The sequence below is a fragment of the Segeticoccus rhizosphaerae genome (genome assembly GCF_009192725.1).
Lineage (GTDB): Bacteria > Actinomycetota > Actinomycetes > Actinomycetales > Dermatophilaceae > Segeticoccus > Segeticoccus rhizosphaerae.
The window spans coordinates 13,046-33,264 of sequence record NZ_VOHR01000009.1; the positions used below are offsets into that span (position 1 = coordinate 13,046).

Annotated in this window: 15 protein-coding genes and 1 pseudogene; 4 read left to right on the forward strand and 12 right to left on the reverse strand. The window is 67.8% G+C overall.

The window, feature by feature from the left end; all coding sequences use genetic code 11:
- Positions 1-121: 121 nt before the first annotated feature.
- Complete coding sequence (locus FRW57_RS01780) at positions 122-1,390, forward strand: outer membrane protein assembly factor BamB family protein (protein WP_162529224.1); 1,269 nt, start codon at positions 122-124, stop codon at positions 1,388-1,390.
- A gap of 43 nt (positions 1,391-1,433) precedes the next feature.
- On the opposite strand, the gene FRW57_RS01785 is transcribed toward FRW57_RS01780, so the two are convergent.
- The 10 genes from FRW57_RS01785 to FRW57_RS01830 form a co-directional block, all read right to left on the reverse strand.
- Positions 1,434-2,015, reverse strand: coding sequence for a dihydrofolate reductase family protein (locus tag FRW57_RS01785; RefSeq protein WP_152185138.1), 582 nt, complete (start codon positions 2,013-2,015; stop codon positions 1,434-1,436).
- Positions 2,016-2,148: 133 nt separating this feature from the next.
- A complete protein-coding gene (locus FRW57_RS01790) occupies positions 2,149-2,580 on the reverse strand; it encodes a hypothetical protein (protein ID WP_152185139.1) in 432 nt (143 codons plus the stop codon).
- Positions 2,581-2,690: 110 nt separating this feature from the next.
- Entirely contained in the window at positions 2,691-3,569 is an 879-nt protein-coding gene (locus tag FRW57_RS24290) for a GNAT family N-acetyltransferase (RefSeq protein WP_238999253.1), read from the reverse strand.
- Positions 3,566-4,333: a DUF2306 domain-containing protein gene (locus FRW57_RS01800; protein ID WP_152185140.1), complete on the reverse strand. Its 768-nt coding sequence runs from the start codon at positions 4,331-4,333 to the stop codon at positions 3,566-3,568. Before FRW57_RS01800 ends, FRW57_RS24290 begins: the two co-directional genes overlap by 4 nt.
- Positions 4,333-5,022, reverse strand: coding sequence for a hypothetical protein (locus FRW57_RS01805; protein WP_152185141.1), 690 nt, complete (start codon positions 5,020-5,022; stop codon positions 4,333-4,335). Before FRW57_RS01805 ends, FRW57_RS01800 begins: the two co-directional genes overlap by 1 nt.
- Before the next feature lie 154 nt (positions 5,023-5,176).
- Positions 5,177-8,074: a winged helix-turn-helix domain-containing protein gene (locus FRW57_RS24295; RefSeq protein WP_152185142.1), complete on the reverse strand. Its 2,898-nt coding sequence runs from the start codon at positions 8,072-8,074 to the stop codon at positions 5,177-5,179.
- A gap of 167 nt (positions 8,075-8,241) precedes the next feature.
- Positions 8,242-8,634 carry a DUF2695 domain-containing protein gene (locus tag FRW57_RS01815; protein ID WP_152185143.1) on the reverse strand — a complete coding sequence of 131 codons (393 nt, stop codon included), beginning with the start codon at positions 8,632-8,634 and terminating at the stop codon, positions 8,242-8,244.
- 112 nt (positions 8,635-8,746) lie between these two features.
- Complete coding sequence (locus tag FRW57_RS01820) at positions 8,747-9,688, reverse strand: alpha/beta hydrolase (protein ID WP_152185144.1); 942 nt, start codon at positions 9,686-9,688, stop codon at positions 8,747-8,749.
- A 473-nt stretch (positions 9,689-10,161) separates the two neighbouring features.
- Positions 10,162-10,335 (reverse strand): hypothetical protein, encoded by a 174-nt coding sequence (locus FRW57_RS23925; protein WP_203230175.1) that lies wholly within the window; start codon positions 10,333-10,335, stop codon positions 10,162-10,164.
- A gap of 335 nt (positions 10,336-10,670) precedes the next feature.
- A complete protein-coding gene (locus FRW57_RS01830; RefSeq protein ID WP_152185145.1) occupies positions 10,671-11,807 on the reverse strand; it encodes a thermonuclease family protein in 1,137 nt (378 codons plus the stop codon).
- Positions 11,808-12,249: 442 nt separating this feature from the next.
- On the opposite strand from FRW57_RS01830, the gene FRW57_RS01835 reads away from it, so the two are divergent.
- On the forward strand, positions 12,250-12,762 hold the full coding sequence (locus FRW57_RS01835) for a nuclease-related domain-containing protein (RefSeq protein WP_203230176.1): 513 nt from the start codon (positions 12,250-12,252) through the stop codon (positions 12,760-12,762).
- Between the two features lie 29 nt (positions 12,763-12,791).
- Here the strand turns inward: FRW57_RS01835 and FRW57_RS01840 are convergent, their stop codons facing one another.
- Together FRW57_RS01840 and FRW57_RS01845 are read right to left on the reverse strand one after the other, a co-directional pair.
- Positions 12,792-13,868: a restriction endonuclease gene (locus FRW57_RS01840; RefSeq protein WP_152185147.1), complete on the reverse strand. Its 1,077-nt coding sequence runs from the start codon at positions 13,866-13,868 to the stop codon at positions 12,792-12,794.
- 168 nt (positions 13,869-14,036) lie between these two features.
- On the reverse strand, positions 14,037-14,936 hold the full coding sequence (locus FRW57_RS01845) for an HNH endonuclease (RefSeq protein WP_203230177.1): 900 nt from the start codon (positions 14,934-14,936) through the stop codon (positions 14,037-14,039).
- Between the two features lie 144 nt (positions 14,937-15,080).
- On the opposite strand from FRW57_RS01845, the gene FRW57_RS01850 reads away from it, so the two are divergent.
- Positions 15,081-18,185 (forward strand): DEAD/DEAH box helicase, encoded by a 3,105-nt coding sequence (locus FRW57_RS01850; protein ID WP_152185151.1) that lies wholly within the window; start codon positions 15,081-15,083, stop codon positions 18,183-18,185.
- A 1,176-nt stretch (positions 18,186-19,361) separates the two neighbouring features.
- Positions 19,362-20,123, forward strand: a pseudogene (locus tag FRW57_RS01855) (IS256 family transposase); the annotation flags it as partial.
- Positions 20,124-20,219: the final 96 nt, after the last annotated feature.

The following is a 20,219-nucleotide window of genomic DNA, read 5'->3' on the forward strand; positions in this document are numbered from 1 at the left end:
CGGCTCCGCCCCTCCAGCCAGCAGCCACCCAACCCACGGGACATCCCGCACCGCATCCCCGCCGTCAGCGCCATCTGCCGCGGCGACCGCCGCCTCCACGGCCTCATCCTCGTCCGCGGCGTTGTCGCCGACGACGCACAAGGGTGACTGGACGACATACCACCGTGACGGCGCCCGCAGCGGCGTCGCGCCGCACGTCACACCAGTCGGCAAGCTCGCCGTCGCCTGGCGAGCCCACCTCGACGGAGCGGTGTATGGCGAGCCTCTCACCGTGGGTGACAGCGTCTTCGTCGCCACCGAGAACGACTCGATCTACAGCCTCGACCGCCACACCGGCGACACGAAGTGGCGCGCCCACGTCGGCACGCCAGTCCCGCTGTCCGAACTTCCCTGCGGCAACATCGATCCCCTCGGCATCACCGGCACCCCCGTCATCGACCGGGCGAGCAAGCGGATCTTCGCGGTCGCGGAGACCACTGGCTCCCACCACGTGCTCGTCGGCATCGACCTCGCGACCGGCCGGGTCGAGGTGCGACGCGATCTCCCCACGCCGGACGGACACCCGCGCTTCGACCAACAGCGCCCCGCGCTCGCCCTGGCACACGGCCGCGTCTACGTCAGCTTCGGCGGGCTCTTCGGCGACTGCGGCACCTACATCGGTTCGGTCGTCGGCGTCGCGACCTCCGGTCGCGGGCCCACAGTCACCTACCGTGTGCCAACGGCCAACAACGGTGCGATCTGGGCCACTGGTGGCCCGGTGATCACCTCGAAGGGCAATCTGCTGATCTCGGTCGGCAACGGTGCGGCCACGAGCGATTCGCAGCCGTATGACGGGAGCGACTCCGTCGTCGAGCTCTCACCAGGTCTCCGCCGGCTCGGCTTCTTCGCGCCGCGCTCCTGGGCGCAGGACAACGCCGGCGACCTCGACCTGGGCTCGCTCACGCCGGCCCTGACCAGCCACGGCAGGGTGCTCATCGCCGGCAAGCGCGGCACGGCGTACCTGCTCGACGTCGACCACCTTGGCGGCATCGGCGGAGCTCTCGCCGAGAGGCAGCTGTGCCGCGGCTTCGGGACGCCCGCCCATCGCGGCGACATCGTCTACCTGCCTTGCGTGGACGGTGGACTCGCCGCCGTCGAGACCTCGGGCGACGACATCCGCGTCCTCTGGCGCGGGCCGGCCGACGGCAAGGGCAGTCCGACCATCGGAGCCGGCACGGTGTGGGTGGCGAGCTGGGGCACCGGCACCCTCTACGCCCTCGACGCCCGGACCGGCGCGGTGCGCGAGCAGCTCGACACCGACGCAACACTGCCACACTTCGTCTCCCCCAGCCTGTCCCGCAACCTGGTGCTGCTGGGCACGACCGACGGTGTCGTCGCCATCACGCACTGAGCCCGGGCGGCGGGCCGCCCGGGTTGAGATGGGCCGCGCGGACTCAGCCGTGCAGGGTGGGCCGGTAGACGAGCTCCTGGGTGTTGCCGTCGAGCGTCCGGCTCTCGAGCAGCTCGAGGTCGAAGTCGGCCGCTCCCCCGAAGATCGGGCTCGCCCCGGTCTGGCCGGTGATCACCGGGAAGATCGTCACTTGCACCCGGTCGACCAGGCCGGCGGCCATCAGCGCATGGTTCATCGACAGGCTGCCGTGCGAGCGCAACGGCGCGTCGGACTCCTCCTTGAGCCGGGCGACCACGTCGACGGCGTCGCCGCGCGCAGTTGTCGCGTCCGGCCAATCCAGAGGTTCCTCGAGAGTGCTCGACACGACGGTGGCAGGAAGGTTGACCATCCGGGTCACCCACGGGTCAAACACCTCGGACTCCGTGTTGGTCGTGGACAGCATCTGCACGAACTCGCGGAACGTGGTGGCACCGAAGACCATCCGCTGCTCCCCGCCGTAGAGCTCGAGTCGGTGCTCAAGCAGCTCCGGGCCCTGCTTGCCCCAGTAGCCGCCCCAGTCGCCGCCGCTCGCGGAGCCGAAGCCGTCGAGGCTGGAGAAGACGTCGAAGGTGTAGGTGGCGGTCATGATGCCCTCCTCGAGTGGTTGATCGCGTGCGTAGAGGCAGACCGGCGTCCACGGCAAAACTCATCTCGGCCGCCGGGACGTCCTGCACCGTGGTCACCAGGGCAGCCACCCCGCAGGACGTCCCGATCAGGGTCTAGCGCCACCGATCACCTGCGCCACCGCCCAGGCTGCGCCACACGTAGTCCCACGGCGTGACGGCCACGATGACGACGACCAGCGAACAGTTGACGAGAATTCTCGTGCGCTCGGCGTCCAGGTCGCCGGCGACGGCGTTGGGGAGCGCAACCAAGCCGAGCCACAGCAGCTTCCACACGACCTCGAAGAGCAGCACGGGCAGCATCTTGACCGGATACCGCAGACCCAGCAACGCCAGCAGCGACATGCCGGTGAGCAGGCTGAGGGTCACGCCCTCATAGACCGGCAGCGTGTGGGCGCTGGGCAAGAGGGGCCACTTCACGAGTGCGAGCCCGACCACCATGAACAGGTAGCCGCCGCGCATCGCATACAGACGCGCGATCGAGAGCGGTGCCGAGGTTGCGGCCGAGGCCTGGATTGTCGTGGACATGGGTTCCTCCTGGTGAGTTGTATGACGGGTGGGTTCCTTGGCCGACGTGGTGCGGTTCCCGGCGCCGCGACTGGTGGAGCGCCTCACGGCGTCGTCGGCGGTGATGCGCTTCACGACGGCTGCCACTCGTCGGCGAGGAGCGCGTAGGTGACGGTGTCGAGCCATCGCCCGGTCCGGTGCAGGGACTCGCGGACGGCGTGGCCCTCCCGGCGCATACCGACCCGCTCCATCAGTCGCCACGACGAGTCGTTGGCGAGGAAGCAGCTGGCGACGGCCCGGTGGACGCCGAGATCGTCGAAGGAGTGGTGCAGCAGCGCGCGAACCGCCTCGGTGGCATACCCGTGCCCGACGTGGGCGGGGTCGAGCGCCCACCCGAGCTCGACCTGCGCGCCCTCTGCCTGCGCGACCACCTCGCGCTGGGCCCAGCCGTCCTCACGACGGAGCATGAGGTCACCGATGACGTGCCCGAACGCGTCGTGGCCGAGCTGGACCACGACCGTGGTCGCCAGGCGGGCCGGGTCGGTGAAGAGGTCGCGATAGGCGTCGAGGTCGCTCGGAGTGCCGGTGAGCCACTCGTTGACCTCGCGCAGCTGTCGGAACGTCCACGTGACGTCGGCGTCCGCGGCCGTCGCTGGCCTGAGCATGAGGCGTTCGGTGCGCAGCGGGCGCTCCAGCGCCGTCACCTGGGAGTCCCGGTGCGAGGAGCTGCGGTGACAGACCTTTGGTTGCGACGACGCCACCGGTGGTGACGAGGTGGCGGGGCCCAGCGGCTCGACGGCGTGGAGCTCGAGCAAGGTGGCTCCGATGTCGCGGATCGCCGCGAGGACGCCGTGCAGCTGAGCCTGGTCTGCGACCGGTCCGGTGAGGCTCGTGGTGCCGTCCTCGTGACGAGTGAGGGCCAGGTGACAGATCCAGTCGGACCAGTGGTCGTCGAGGTGGCCGGCGACACGGATGTCGTAGACCGCCTGGTCCCTCCGAGCGGCCTTCACAGGCTTGCTTCCTCACGACCCTGCCGAACAGCGGCGACGGAGTGCCGAGTTCCCCGGCCCAGAAGAGGCCGTCGGTATGCCGGCTGGCCGCCAGCAGTCTGAGCGCTACCTTGGGACCGGTCACCTGCGGGCCGGCGGATGGCCCACTCGGCGACGGCGAGGTTGATCAGCCAGCCCGCCGCCTTGGCGAGGTCGCTGCGGATCTCCCCCGAGCCGAACAGCGCGCCCCCGATGCCTTCGGTGAAGACCTGGGTGCCGGCACCAAGGGCGAGGGCGTAGGACCGGATCATCCAGGCCCGGTGGGCGGAGATGTCTCGGCGGCGGATGGCGGCGAAGCCGAGGACCAGGCTGGCAGCCAGCGCGGATCCGAACACGAGGCGAATGACGTAGAGAACGTCGCCGGTGCCCGGCTGGGGCGCGTAGAACAAGGTGAGCCACAGCGCGGATCCGGCGACCAGGAGGCCGGCGACCGCCGTCACCCGGCCGGCCCCGCGGTGCCAGGCCGGGTGGCCGCGACGAATCGCCGGCACGAACTGGAACGCTCCGACGAGGGCAAAGGCGGCGGCACCCACGATGTGCACGACCAGCGCCGCCGGGAACCCGGTGAACCGGTCGTCGGCAGGCATCACCGCAGGCCCACCAGCAAGCTGAACGAGGCGGAGCGCCCCGGCGGTGAGCGGAATCGCAGACAGAGCGATGAGGGCCGCCGGCACCGGCCAACCGGCACCGCCGGCCAGCCGGACCCGCACGGGATGGGCAGTCATCAGACGGTCGCTCGGCGGACCGTGGCGCCCCCGGCGCCGGCGGTCGCGGTGACGGTCTCGGCCTGGCGGTGGTGGCGCCACAGGGACACGCCGAGACCGATGAGGGCGAGCCCCTCCGGCACGGCGAACGGGCGGTTGAATCCCTCCGGCAGGACGGCGAGCGCCGCGGTGCCGATGGTGCTCACGGCGAGCAGGGCGGCCGCCCAGCGAGCGAGGATCCCGGTGCGAAACAGGGCGATGCCGAAGATCAGGCCACCGACCATGTATCCGGCACCAGCGAGGTTGAACAGTGTCTGCAGCGCACCGACGTCGCCGGCCGGCTTCCCGCCCGTCGAGGCGGCGACCACGTCGTTGACGAAACCGGGCTCCGTGTCCACCAGGTTCGGCAGCACCGTCGCGGCGATGACCTCGACGGACAGCATCGCCAGGTAACCGGCGGCGAACATGGCATACCCGATGAGGCCGAGGACGCCGGACTGACGGTGCTGACGCAGGTACATGCCGGTGATGCCGGCGAGTGCGAGCGCCGCCATCACGATCTTTGCGCAGCTGCGCGCGACCCACTGGCTGGTCTCGGTCGTGAACGTGTCGCTCGCGGGGTGACCGATCTGGACGGCGATGAAGATGGTCCCAGCGACCGCAGCGGCTGCGCCGGCTGCTTTGGTGAGGCCTGAGGCGGTGATGGTCATGTCGGCTCCTGGATCCGAGCGCTGGACCTGGACGTCCAGCGATGTTCTGGACGATAGGAACCGACGTGGTGACTCCACATCACCAACTGATGTGACGGAGTTGGTGATTCGCGGGGCGGCTCTCGATCGGCTCCCTCCGGGCGCGGCGGGCGCGCTAGACGAGCCGCCGCTCGGTGGCACGCAGCACGGCTGCCCGCCTGGTGTTGACACCCAGCTTGGTGAAGATGTGCCGGGTGTGGGTGCGCAGCGTGTTGACCGACACGAACAGCTGCTGGGCGATCTCCGGTCCGCTCAGGCCGGTCGCCAGCAGCCGGAGCACCTCGAGCTCTCGCTCGCTCAACCCCTCGTCGGCCCTGGGCTGCCCTGCGGTCGGCGGCTGCGCGGCCGGGTCGGGCTCGGCCGACTTCAGCAGCTGGGTCGCGTGCGCCGCGGCCGGACTCGCCGGTCGCTGGGTGATGGCCCGCAGGAGCGTCTCCACCGGCGCGCCCTCATCGAGGAACAACCGCCGGTAGCCGACCGGCACGCCGAGACCCAGGGAGAGTTCGAGGTGTGCGAGCGCTCCTTCGTGGTCGCCGAAGGCATGGTGGGCCAGGGCGCGGACGAGGTGGGCCTCGACCACGCTCCCCCCGCGCCCGCCGGCCTCAGCCGCCGCCACGAGGGCGTCAAGACGCCGGTCGAGGCTGTCCAGGTCGGCGGAGCGGGTTGCCTCACCGTTCGCCACCGATACCTCGCCCTCCCCGGACCGCTGCTGCGCGGTGAGCAGCCGGTCGAGGGTGAGTCGGTTGAACTCCATGAGGTATGACGACCGCTCACCACCATCGTCGGCCAGCCCGATCCCGTGGTCGCCGTCCAGACCGGTGGCCCAGTCCAGGGCCTCGGCGAGTCGTCCCTGCGCGATGAGGAGGCGGGCTCGCTGCGCCGGGATGGGCCGGACGTCGGGGAAGAAGCCGGGCAGATACAGCGACTCGGCCAGGTCCAGCATCTCGAGGGCGCCGTCCAGGTCGCCCTGTGCCTGAAGGAGATTCGCCTTGGTGGTGTACCAGCGGTGGCGGTTCTCCGGCAACGACGCCCGCTCCCCCAGTTCCTTGGCCGTCTGCAGGTGGCGTTCTGCCCCGACCAGGTCGCCCTGTTCGCACAGCACGTCGGCGAAACCGACGTGCAGGTCACCGCTCGTCGGGAGCGGTGGGCCCGGGTGTGCCTCCGCCTTCGCGAGCGCTTGCTCGTAGAGCCGCCGTGCCTTGTCCGGCCTGCCCCGCGTCAGCCACATGATGCCGAGCGGCACGGCCGAGCCGAGCTCGTCGGCGAGGTTGCCCGCCGCACGCAGGCTGCGGACCGCCTCGCCGAACGTGTCGACTGCGGTCTCGAGGTCGCCGCTCGCCCAGGCGGCCAGGCCGAGGAATCCGCCGGCGGCGCCACGCGAGAAGTGGTCTCCCGGGCGGGCGAGGTCGAGGCCGTGCCGGGCGTGTGCGACCGTGCCCACCACGTCACCGCGCGCTTGAGCGAGCGACGCCCGGTAGATCGCGATCATCACAGGCAGGGCGGCCAACTCCTCCCTGCGTGCCTCCGCTGCCTCCCGCAACGCGGCGGGTTCCCACACGGTGAACGCTGAGGGATCTGACGCGAGCCGGTCCTCAGCGGCAGCCAGCCCGGCCTCGGCGGCATCGAGGTCGCCGTCCGACATGCGCGCCCACGCCGCGTGGGCCGCGAGCAGCGGGCGCCGACGGACCACCTCCTCGGGGACAGCCTGGAGCCGGTCGCGAAGGATGCGGTCCTCCCGCCGTTTGCGCAGACCGGGCAGGGCCAACTCCACCAGGTCCGCCGCGAGCTCGATGTCGTCGCCCTCGACCGCGTGGGACACGGCGTCCGAAAGGCGGCCGTGCTCGGCATACCAGCCGGCTGCCAACCGGTGCAGCGTCCGGACCCGGCTGGCGTCCTGAGCGGTGAGGCGGGCGCGGAGGGCGTCGGCGAAGAGGTGGTGGTAGCGCCACCACGTCCTGACGTCGTCGAGCGGCACGACGAACAGGTTGGCTCGGTCGAGCGCCTCCAAGGTCTGCTGCCCGTCGGTGCGTTCAGTCAGGACATCGCACAGGGCGCCGGTCAGCTCACCCAGGACCGACGTGTCGAGCAGGAAGGAGCGGACGTCTTCGGGCTGGTTATCGAGCACCTCTTCGAGCAGGTAGTCGAGGACGAACCGGTGGGTCCCGGTGAACGCCTCCAGGAAGCTTTCGATGCCGGCGGCGGTGCCCGGGCGGCCCTGCGCCGACAGCGCGGCCAACTGGAGGCCCGCGGCCCAGCCCTCGGTCCGCTGTTCCAGAGCCGCCACCTGGTCCGGCTCCAGTCCGAGCCCCATGACCTGGTTGAGGAAGGCGGCCGCCTCCGTCTCGGTGAACCTCAGGTCCGCGGCGCGAAGCTCCAAGAGCTCACCGCGTGCCCGCAGGCGGGCCAGCTGCAGTGGTGGATCCGCGCGCGTCGTGATCGCCAGGGAGGCCTGGGGCGGGAGGTTGTCGAGCAGGAAGGTGACGGCTTCGTGGACACCGGCGGTGTCGATGGCGTGGTAGTCGTCGAGGGCGAGCACGGTGGCTCCGGCGAGCGCGTCGAGGTCGTTGACCAGGCTCACCAGGACGTCCTCGGTCGAGACACTCTGATCGGCCTGCAGGAGCACCATCGCCTCGGCGCCGACCCCCGCGCGGACATCCTCATCGGTCGACTCGCCGCTGTCCGTGCCGTCCCCCGTGGTCTCGGCCGCGCCGGCCCACGCCCAGGCGGCCTCCTGGACGGCAGCCACGAGGTTGGCGACGAAGCGTCGTGGGTCTGCGTCGCGGGCATCGAGGGACAGCCACGCGACTCTGCGGGCGGGACCGTGCGCGTCGTCGGCCGTCGCTCCGAGCCACTGGGTCAACAGCGTGGTCTTGCCGAATCCAGCTGGAGCCGCGATCAGCACGAGCCTCGGCACAGTGGTCCCGTCGCCGCGGAGCCGGTCGGTGAGGCGGGCCCGGACGACGAGCCCTCTCCGCGGCCGCGGGACTTGCAGCTTGGTGCCCAGCACCGACATCGTGCCAGCGTAGGTCCGCCCCCGCCCCGACCGCCGCGGAATCAAGATGTCCCGCCGAAGCGCACCTCGACCGGGGTCCGGCTGGCGCCGGAACGGTTTCCCGTTCACACTGGCCGCCCGGGACGCCAATGCCGACGAGATTCATTCGTCGGGTTCGTCGTCCTCAGCTACCACACGCCATACCGCGGTTGCCGGGCCCAGTTGGTGCAGGGCTTCGTCGAGCCGGCCCGCACGTGTTGGCACGGTGGGCGAGGAAGGTTCTGGACCGGCTCGTCCCCCTGCACCAGCGCCAGCTCTGTCCGCAAGATCCAGCCGTTGAGGTAGATCTCGCAGTCGCAGAACCCACCGATCTGGCCGAGGCGTCTCGTCAGCGCGGAGGCTCGCGGCGCCCGAAGGTCGCGATATCGCAGCGCAAAGCGCAGCTTCCCGTCGCAGCCGAACTCCGCGAGCATCCGGTCCACGTAGCACGCCAGGCACTCCCCCGCCCGCGGCCCGGTGAGCTCGCCCGCCATACTCCGCACGAGCTCCTCTGCCTGCTCGTCCACCCCTTGTGGTTCCATCACCCACCCCTTCGATCGCCGTCTACGGCGATCTTGCTGCCGACCACCGACAGACCGAGTCAAGCTGGACCAGCTCCCGCCCGCCCATCGGGTATGTGGTCCGCTCGCCTCCTCAACGTCGCTGCCCGAAGGCCGCCTGGAGCCGCCCCGCCGCGTAGGACTGTGCCTCCCGTGCGCCGCTGAGCCGCTCCCCGAAGAGCAGGAAGGTGTGGAACATGCCCTCATACCGGCGCACCTCCACCGGCACACCGGCCTGGCGCAGCCGTAGGGCATACGCCTCTCCCTCGTTGCGTAGCACGTCGGAGCCGGCGGTGATGACGGTGGCCGGTGGCAGGCCGGTGAGGTCCGCGCACCGCAGCGGCGCGAGCTCGGGGTCGTCGAGGTCCACGTCCGCCGGAAGGTACTGCTCGAAATACCAGTCCATGTCCCCGCGCGTGAGCGGCAGTCCGGTGGCGAACTCCGCATAGCTCGGCCACTGTTCGGGGTGGGTGTCCACCACGGGCACCAGGAGCAGCTGGTGCACGAGCCGTTCGTGTCCCCGGAGCTGCTGGGCGGCGACGGCCGACAGGTTGCCCCCGGCGCTGTCCCCGCCGACGGCGACCGGGAGCCCGTCGAGACCCAGGCCCGCCTCGTCGTCGAGCAGCAGCCGCACCGTGTCGACGACGTCGTGGACCGCGGCGGGGAAGCGATGCTCCGGCGGCTGCCGGTAGTCCACCGCGACCACCGCGCACCCGGCCAGGTCCGCGAGGCTGCGGCACAACGCGTCATGGGTCTCCAGGTCCCCCAACGCCCAGCCGCCACCGTGGACGAACACCAGCACGGAATCTGGTTCCGGCGCGGGGAGGTAGACCCTGACCGGGATGGGGCCCGCGCGTCCGGTCACCTCAGCGTCCCGCACGGACCACAGCGGTGGTCCCGCTCCGAGGTCCCGCGCCGGGGCCAGCATGGCCTGCCGGTTCTCCTCGACGGTCAGCCCCTGCCGCTCCGGTCGGGGCGGCACCTGTGCCAGCACCTGCTCCGCCTCCGGGCTCAGTCCCAGGTGTTCGCTCGCCATGGCCTCTCCTATCCGTGCCCCTCGTCACCGTAGCGCGGTGCCGTCGCATCGACCTGTTCGTCGGCCTGCGGTGTGGCAGGCTCGAGGGAGCTCGAAGACCGCACGAACTCGCCATTCTCAACAAGGAATGGCGGGTCGCGCTCCGCACGGACGGCGTGATCAGTCACTTCCCGACGACCAGGCTCGCAGCACTCGGGCCCTTGACGACCCTTACGAGCTCGCTTGGGCCTCAGTGGGACCGAGCTCTTCAAACGGTGTGAGGTGCACGTTCACCGGGTGCGTCGAACCGGGCGTTGAGCGAGGCCCACGGGGTCCCGGGTTGGCGGCGCAACCTGGGTGACGCCTCCGTCGACCGCCGCCGCGGAGGCCTTCGCCGCGTCACCGACCTCGAGATCGAGCCTCAACCGCGGCGCGACCCGCCGGCCGACATCGACCTCGTCGAATCATCTCCAGCTGGGCGCGGTGTTGGCGATCTAAAGGGTCGCTCGGCCGGCATCGAGGATCGTGACCTCCGCGCCTCCGCCCCCGGCAAATGCCGCCTCCTGCGGCATGCCCAGTACGTCACGGAAGAAGCGCAACGCTGCCCCGTAGTCCTCCGCATGGACGACCAGCCGCAGCTGGCGCACGCCGGTGTCGTCGTCGCTCATGGCACGGTCAACTCCGACCTGCGAAAGAACTTCCCGTCTCCTGCCACGTTCAGTGAAGTCCTCCGTGGCTCGCACCAATAGCTTGCCCCCGACGCGGACCGGTCCCATCATGATCCTGGTCGACGATGCACCAGCCTCGCCGCCGCAATGCTTCGATCAGATCGACCAGTTGATCTCGCTGATAGGCCCTCGTGCTGGTATGCCGCACCGGCAGCCGCTCCGTTCCGGGCCGGTCAGCTCGGCAGCCTCGCGACCTGAAGCTCGGGCAGGGCGTTCGTCGCCTGCCCGGCTCGAGAAACATGGTTGACCATCACGCTCCGGCAATCGCGCTGACGTCACGGGCACGGAATCTTGGTGTAGCGCCGGCCCTTCTCATCGATCGAGGTGCCATCGGGACCGTAGGCGCGGCAGCCGGTGTAACCGTCGTACCCACCAGAGCGAGGCGCGGGCGGCGCAGCCTCCTTTTTCGTTGTGCTCGGCGGCGGCGCCGGGTTGGTCTCTGGTGCGGGTGTGTACCTAGGGGCGGGAGCCGGCGGCTTTGCTGCGGCATCACGACGTGCCTGAGCCTCGCGCTCAGCCGCCGCTCGGGCCTCGGCTTGCGCTTCCTCCTTCTGCCGCGCGGCCGCAGCCGCCTCCTTCTTGCGCTGGGCGGCGGCTCTCGCAGCCGCACGGCGTTCGGCCGCCTTCGCCTTCTTCGTATCGAGCTGCTTGGCGATCCGTCGATCGTTGGCGCGGGCCTCCTTCACCAGGGATCTGGCCTGGGCCGCAAGCTTCTCTTTGAGCGATCCGTCGACGGCGCGCCACGCGAGTGAGGTATGAGGCTTGTCGAAGAGTTCGCGGACGGCCACAGCAGCCAAGAGCGCGTTTGACGACTCCTGCTGCGCTGCGGTCAATTCTGCGACGGTCGCCTGACTCGTGATCCCGGGGGCCGCCGCTACCTGTTTTTGGACCTGCTGGACCTGTCCAGGGACTGTGCAGTCGACCTTCTGCGAGAACAGGCCCCGCCGTCCGGCGACCGCTTGCTGCTGGGCTGCCTTCACGTCGGTCAGGAACCGCTGGTTGGGTGCGACGTATTTGGCGATGCCCAAGCCCGCGCGCGCGATCGCGGCGTTGACGAAAGTGCCATTCTGGGTGAAGACACCAGCGAGGGTTCGCCCGTAGCGATCGGTGCGGTCCACGTCATACTTCAATTTCACCGGGGTGCCTTCGGGCAGGAGTCTCTTGAGGAACTCCGTCGCCTGTGGGCCCAGGCACTGCACCGGCTTGTCCGGGTCCTTGGTCTCTGGGGTGTCGACGTTGAGCAGGCGAACCCGCTGCACGACTCCGCCTGTCTTCACGTCCACCGTGTCGCCGTCAATCACCCGGCTCACCACGGGTGGTGCAACGGCACTGCCCGGCTCCTCGGGCTGAACCGCGACCACTGCCGCGCCGACGCCGACTACCCCAACGGCGCCCGCGCTGATGAGGCTCAAGACGAGGGTGACAGGGGCGACCACAGGTCCTCCAGGAGGACAGAAGGGGGAGCGGGCGATGCGGCTTACACCTTAGTCATCGCTCGGAAAGCCCGCAGGGTACGGTTAACTTGCCATCCCGCCTCGCTGTGGTCAGAGCAGACGCGTATGCCGTCGCCCCGCCGTGATCACCGAGGTGACTACAGAAATGTCCCCTCTCTGACGGCCACGAGAGGCACTTCGTCTCCACCAAGGCAAAATCACCCGTTCGGCCGATGGTCCGCCCGTCCACCCCTCGGCAGACTGGAGCCTCCGCCGTCCGAACGAGAGAAGTGGCATGTCGGAAGCACCGCCGGAGTGGCGAGACCTTGCTGACAACCCCGCTGGCGCGGCTGCCCGAGCACAAGCTGAGCGGCTGAAGGAGGCTGCTCCCTTCCGAACAGCTGTCGCTCGCGTCCTTGGCGTGCGCAGTGATGAGCGCGCCTGGCGCATCGGTGCCGACGGAGAAGAGAAGGTCGCCGCCAAGCTCGATAAAGTCTGCCGGAAGGACCCGCGCTGGCGCTCGCTGCACGCGATCCCCGTGGGACAGCGCGGCTCAGACATCGACCACCTCATCATCGGGCCCGGTGGGGTCTTCACGATCAACGCCAAACACCATCCCCGAGCGAAGATCTGGGTCGGCGGCGACACGTTCCTCGTCAACGGCCATCGGCACACGTATATCCGGAACAGTCGGCACGAGGCCACCCGCGCCGCTCGACTGCTCGCCGCAGCCGGAGCACCCAACGCGCCGGTGCGCGGAGTCATCGTGCCGGTGCGTGCGGAGAAGGTGACCATCAAGAAGGCGCCCGATGACGTAGAGGTGATCGCACGGTTCGAGCTCGCTCGATGGCTCCTCAGACGACCTACGACGCTCGACGACACAACCATCGCGGCAGTCTTCGAGGTGGCGCGCTGCTCCACAACCTGGGACTGAAACCGGTCACACGTCGCGCCGAACACTCGTCAGCCGGTCTCTTCGTCAAGGACCCAGGCCCGCTTCAGCGGCAAGCGTGCGCGCGTATCAGCGGGGAGAAGCTCGTAGACGGCGAAAAGCTGATCAAGGACTTTTTCCGAGTCCCATAGCCGAATCTTGAGGCGGTTGGCACGCAGTTCATCCTGGCCTCCCTTGTTCAGACCTCCCCACGCCACCAAGAGCCCCTGGTCAGCGTGCGTGGTGCCTATCGCCCCATTGAGACCCCGAACTACCCTTGAGCCGATCGGGCTGGCTTCGGACTTGCATTCCACAATCAGAGTTGGCGAGTCGAGGCCGAGCGGGCCGCTTCCTGCCATGATGTCCACTCCGCCGTCCGGGCCCTCGGGGGACACGTCGCAAACGTAGCCCTGCACCTCCAGAATGTCAGCGATGAGGCCAGTGAGCTTGTGCTGTCCGAAGTTCTCCACCAAATGAGTGCGGACACGATCACGAATGGCTTCCAGCGTCGGCGCAGGATTGGGGTCCGCGACGTCGCTTCCGTCGTCGGCCGTTGTGTCAATCGGGGCCGAGGGGCCCTGTGCGCCAGCAACAGCTGCGTCGCTTGCTGACAGACCTCCGGGGTCAATCCCGGTGTCGAGCATCTTCGTCAGCCGCACCTCGGCATTGTTCTTGGAAGCCTGGAAGATCGTCATGGCACCGTTGAGCGTGTTGAGGAGATCATCTTTCACTGCGGCACGGGAGACATCGCTGCGTTTCCAGTCCACGCCGATGGTGTGACGTCGGCTCGGATCTTCCTCTTGGGAGAGGTACTTGTAGCCGCGGGTGCAGAAGCCCAGTGCGATCTTCTTCGTGGTCTTGAGGGGCATAACGACGACGTCCCCCGGTTGGATTGCCCCTCGCAAGGCCCACAACTGTCCCGCAAAGTTGTTCTGTCGGCCAACGGACGCGCTCGGATAGCCCGCCTTGACAGCCTCTTTCACCTGGTCGCGGCTCGTCGCTGAGCTGAGATCACCGACCTCCCGGAACCCGCCCCCTGCGACGTTGTTCTCCAAGGCCCAGCCTTCTCGCTCACCAACGCGCCCCACGCGCACGATCCATGCTGCCATCACAATCCCCTTCGGTGCGGTTGCCTGACACCATATAGACACCACCGGGCCGACACAGACCGGGCGACCAAGGCTTCCATCCTTGGTCTGCCCTGTTGCATGACCGAGGGTCCCGGACGAACCCCACAGTTCGATCGCCAGATCGGCTTATATGCCCTTCGGGAGGTTCTACGCGGACATGAACAGAGTGTCCATGTGCCACTCGAGAGCGTCGCGGTCCGGCCGATCCACTCGCCGGCTCGGGAGGGACACCAGCGACTCTCCTGCTCGCGAGTAGAACTCGTCACCGTTGCCGAAGTCTCGACGCAACCGCGGACTAACGTGTAGCCGCAGCGCAGGGTCGACGCCAAGGTAGCCACGGTCAAACAACGTATGTATGTCCGACCGCAGTAGGAGTCCGTTGTCCACGCGGTTCTGGCCTTCCTGCGACACCGGGCGGATGTGTGCTGCCTCAAGCACCGGGCGGATCTTCGCCCCCGTGATCGCACATCGGCGTTCGTATGCTGTGAGCACCAGCGCCTTGAACGCTCGCTGCCCCAGTCGGGCGGCCACCAGCCGCGGGTCTCCGAAGACAGCTCCGGGCACGACGGCGGCTTCCGTGGACGCCCGTAGCAGGGTCTCCAGCGCCGCTTCAAGGTAAGAGCCGGACTCCGACTCGAGGTCGTAAGACTTACCCATGACGATGTTGGCGGCGAAGTCCGGCGGCGGGCTGATCGCCTCGGACTCGTCAACGAAGAAGACGTCTCGCAAGAGCACGCAGCCCACCATAGGGTCCTCATCATCGCCCAGCGGTTGTCTGCGATACCTGGCGATCGCGAGGCGCATCGCCTCCAAGGACGGGACACCGTTGGCCTCCCCGAAGAACTCCCACGCCTCCGAGATCCGCAACGTGGTGGCGTTGCTGAGGAAGCCGCCCCCGACAAGGTGGTCGTTGGGTTTGTGCGTCTTGAAGACGAAAGGCTCGCCCGACCCGATGGCCTGAAACCCCCGTCCGCTCGGCCTCCAGAAGTTAACCTCGCTCAGATGAGGTCGCGCCAGGAGGAACTGATACCAGTCCTGGTCGGTCACCCCTACGAAGGCCCTCACGACGACAGTCTATTGACGTCAAGCACCCGTCGTGGGTCAAGATTTCGCATCGACTGCCGACCTGTAACCGCATTGTCGGCGACGTGTGCCAAGCTCGCCAAGGCGACGCATGCAGGGAGGCAAACGGTGGATGAGGGGCTCTACGAGGCTCTACTCACGGCGAGACTGGCGGCAAACCTGGCCGACGACATACGGTTCGTGCCCGAGCTACAACTCGTCGACCCCGCAGAGCAGCCCGCGGTCCTCGCCCGGCACGTCGCCCAAGCCACCGCCCGCCGCCTCACCATCGAGCGTGACCCGGCCAAGCGCGTCGCCCTCGTCAACCAGGTTCTGCATCTCCTCGAGCAGCCCGACGACTCTGTCGAACCGGGCCCGCAGCAGCTCCTGACGCTTGCGGTCCCGCCGGCCCCGGGCGTTCCACCTACCACCACCCGCCGGCCATCCACGCCTCTCTCCGACGCTGCCCTTCTCACCAACGCTCACGGCGAACCCGCCCTGGGCCACGAACTCCGCGCCGAGATCGACTCCGCCGACCAAGTTGACCTGCTCTGCGCCTTCGTCAAGTGGTATGGCCTGCGGATCCTGGAGCCGGAGCTGCGGCGGCTCCGCGAGCGCGGCACCACCCTTCGGGTCATCACCACCACCTACGTCGGGGCTACAGAGCGTGCGGCGCTCGACCGCCTCGTGCGCGAGTTCGGAGCAGAGGTCCGGGTCCAATACGACATCCTGCGGACCCGCTTGCACGCCAAGGCATGGCTCTTCCGCCGAGACACTGGGTACGACACGGCATACGTCGGCTCATCCAACCTCTCCCGAGCCGCCTTGCTCGAGGGAGTGGAATGGAACGTGCGTCTCTCGCGCATCGCAACTCCCTCGCTGCTGCAGAAGTTCGAGGCCACCTTCGACTCCTACTGGAACGATGAGTCCTACGAGCCATACAACCCGGATCGTGATCGCGACCGTCTCGATGACGCCTTGGCAGAGGCATCCGGGCGCAAGCAGAGTGACCGGGTCACGGTCTCGCTGTCTGGGATGCAGATCGAGGCCCGACCACACCAGCGACGCATGCTGGAGGCACTCGAGGTCGAACGCGTCGTGCGAAACCGGCACCGCAACCTCGTTGTGGCAGCCACCGGCACCGGCAAGACGGTCGTGGCGGCGCTGGATTACCGTCGGCTCGCGAGCGAGGCCGATCGTCATGGTCGCCCTATGCCCACCCTGCTCTTCGTCGCCCACCGCAAGGAGATTCTCGACCAGTCGCTCCGCACCTACCGTGAGGTCCTCAACGACGCGAACTTCGGGGAGCTATATGTCGGAGGTACTCGCCCTGAGCGTTGGCGTCACGTATTCGCCTCGGTCCAGTCGCTGTCGTCGTATGACGTGACTCAGGTCCCAGGCGATGCCTACGAGATTGTGGTGATTGACGAGTTCCACCACGCGCAGGCACCCACCTACCGCCGGATCATTCAGCACCTGACTCCGAACGAACTGCTCGGACTCACCGCCACCCCGGAGCGGGCCGACGGAACTGACGTCCGAGATTCCTACTTCGAAGGTCGCTCTGCCTGTGAGCTACGGCTCTGGGAAGCGCTCGAGGACGAGCTCCTGTCGCCGTTCCACTACTTCGGTGTCGCCGACGGGACCGACCTCGCGCAAGTGCAATGGAAGCGTGGCCGCTATGACGAGGCCGCGCTGTCGTCCGTCTACACCGGCAACGACGCTCGGGCGCGCATCGTGCTCAAGCAGGTGGCGGAAAAGATCGCCGACCCGGCCACCATGCGCGCGCTCGGGTTTTGCGTCTCCGTTGCCCACGCTGGCTACATGGCCGATGTATTCAACCGAGCCGGCATTCCAGCGCTGTCCGTGAGCGGCAATACCTCCGGCCACGACCGGACGGAGGCCCTGCGTCGTCTGCGGCGCCGGGAGGTCAACGTGCTGTTTGCGGCCGACTTGTTTAACGAGGGACTCGACCTCCCCGTGGTCGACACGGTCTTGTTCCTGCGCCCCACGGAGAGCGCCACGATCTTCCTGCAGCAACTGGGCCGTGGTTTACGTCATGCCGAGGGCAAGGCCGTCCTCACAGCACTCGACTTCGTGGGTCATCAGCGCCAGGAGTTTCGCTTCGATCAGCGCTTTCGCGCGCTCACGGGCGCCACTCGGCGTGGTCTTCGGCACCAGGTCGAGCAGGGCTTCCCCACCCTGCCGTCTGGGTGCCAGGTGATCCTGGACGAGACGACCCAGCGCGCTGTCCTCGACAACATCAAGAGCCAGGTGTCGAGCCGGTGGAACCAGATCGTCGCGGAGCTTCGCCGGCACCGCACGACCGACCTGGCGGAGTTTGTCCGCGAGTCCGGGGTCGAGTTATCAGACATCGTGCGAGCTGATCGGTCCTGGACTCGGCTACGGCGTGAGGCTGGCGTGTCGACGCCCGAGGGAGGCCCCCATGAAGCAAGCCTGCTCAAGCGAGTGCGCGCCCTGGTGCATGTCGATGACCCCGCCCGCGCGGCGGCCTACTCCACATGGCTCTCGGACCCTGCACCCGCGTATGCAGCCGCGTCACCGGGACGCCGAGCCTACGGTCGGATGCTGTTCTTCTCGCTGTGGCCAGACGGCGGTGGGTTCGGCTCCTACCAGGAGGGTTTGACCGCCCTTGCGGCAGAGCCCACCGTCCGGGATGAGCTGCGGCAGTTGATCGGCATTGGCCTCGACCAGGCGGCGCACGTCACCACGTCCTTGTCCGGAGCGCTGTCTGAACGCCCCCTTAAGGTCCATGCGCGCTACACACGTGAAGAGGCGGTCGCAGCCTTGGATTATGTCGCTATTGACGGGCGCAAGCCGAACAGCTTCCGCGAAGGGGTCCTCTTCTCCGAGGCCGCGCACTCGGACGCCTTCTTTGTCACGCTCAAGAAGTCCGAGTCCGACTACTCACCGACGACGATGTATCAGGACTATGCGATTAGCCCGACGCTGTTCCATTGGGAGTCACAGTCCAACACTACGATCGCCTCCAAGACCGGGCAGCGTTACCTCCACCACAAAGAGCGTGGGACCCACGTTTTGCTCTTTGCACGACCCGAGAAGGTCACGGAGTTCGGGTCGGGCGCGCCCTACCTTTTCCTCGGCACCGCGAACTATGTCAGCCACCGTGGCGAGCGGCCGATAGCGATCACCTGGAAGCTCGACACCCCGATGCCGGCAGAAAGGTTCACAGAAGCCAGCGTGGTTGCCTGACCGGTGTGGTTCCGGCGGACACTTGACCAGCTGGGGGAATTCCTACAGTGGCCGAGTATGCAGAGGACCCGTATTTGTTTGAGGATTTCACGGGATGCTGGGTATACTTTCTCACACTCAAGCTCACGAGATGTGCTGCGAGTTCTATCGCTGCGATTGGTTCTGGTCTTCTGGATGCAACATCCGACTCCCGCCACTCTCGGTCTGCCGCAGCCTCGTCGCGAGCCCACAGGTACCGGAGGCGGTCGACATACGACTCCTCAACGCATGCCTCACACAGGAGCCACCTTGGTCACACGTGCGTCCAAACGTGCGTACGCGTGAGGTCGGTCGTCAATGGGGTCTGTCTAGCCCGAATGCGTTGTGATCGGCACACGCTCTCCGCCACATCTTGATGGTGCACGAAGCCCCGATATTAAGTGGGGGAAACGCCCTCATCTGGATTCATTGCCCAGCACTGTCTGGGCAAATGGCCGCGTCCTTCCGCCTTTCGTTGCCGGAGGCACGCACGTATAAGGACGAACTTATGGTCGTCAGAGGAAACCTCCCTCAGATCTCGCGTCACAAGGTTCCGCTGGCTTTCCGAATCTAGGACGGCATTCCACGCCTCCCATTGGTCTGGTGCAATCCATCCGAGCCGAGCCGCATCAAACTCATCTTCAAACAGCCGCAGATACCGATGACGGTGTTGCCGATGCTTACGCGTCCCCTTACGGGTTATAAGTAGGTCATCGTCAATCTGCCAATATCGCTCGATGTAAAGGTTGCCGAGCTGCAATGGCTCCTGTCGAGTTTGCAGTTTGAGTTCTCGGCCCGCGTATGCGAGGCCAACGATCGCGACAATCAAGGTCGCCGCGCTCACGGCTAGCGCGATCCAAGAAGACACCAATACCTCCTAGACGCGACAGGGTGGTCCCCAGGGCCAGTTCAAAGTCGTCGGTTCGGCGTGGCGCCGTGGTGACACGCCGGTGCGGGTGTACAAGCCGGGCGGGCACGGCCAGTACCGGGATCGTTGTGGGTGCTTGAAATCCATTCCGATCGATCGGAGTTGCGTCCCTCATAGTGGTGTAACGCGGTCGGCGTGATCTTGTCCGGCGAGTCGTCGTGACGAGAGCGCGGCCACCGCGTGATCCTTCGAGTGAACCGTTCAAAGCACTCTCGAGAGGAATCATCACGATGACCGCACCTCACAGTCTGAACCCTGCCCGGCTGTTGGACCAAGCCTTGTCGGATGCCTCGCCGGATTTGATGCGTCACTTGTTGTCCACGGTGGTCAACGCGTTGTTGTCGGCCGAGGCTGACGTGGTCTGCGGCGCCGAGTACGGCACGCCGTCGCCGGAGCGGGTGACGTCGCGCAATGGCTACCGGCACCGCGAGTTGGACACCCGCGCCGGCACCATCGACGTGGCGATCCCGAAACTGCGCCAGGGGTCCTACTTCCCAGAGTGGTTGTTGGAGCGCCGCAAGCGCGCCGAGTCGGCGTTGATCAGCGTGGTCGCCACCTGCTACCTGCTCGGGGTCTCCACCCGGCGGATGGACAAGTTGGTCCAGTCGTTGGGCATCACGTCGTTGAGCAAGTCGCAGGTGAGTCGGATGGCGGCCGACCTGGATGAGCAGGTCGGCGCGTTCCGCACCCGCCCGCTCGGTGACGCGGGGCCGTTCACGTTCGTGGCCGCCGACGCCCTGACGATGAAGGTCCGCGAGAACGGGCGGGTGGTCAACGCCGTGGTGCTGGTCGCGACCGGGGTCAATGCCGATGGCCACCGCGAGGTCCTGGGCGTCAAGGTCGCCACCAGCGAGACCAAGGAGGCCTGGAACGCGTTCTTCGCCGACCTGGTCGCCCGTGGCCTGGCCGGGGTGCTGCTGGTCACCAGCGACGCCCACGCGGGCCTGGTGGAGGCGATCGCGGCGAACCTGCCCGGCGCGTCCTGGCAGCGCTCATCCGCGAACCTTGGGTGCGGCGGGATGGTCCCGCTGGTCCACCTCCACCGTCGGGAGAGGACCTTGGCAGCGTGACCGGACAGGTCCAGCGGC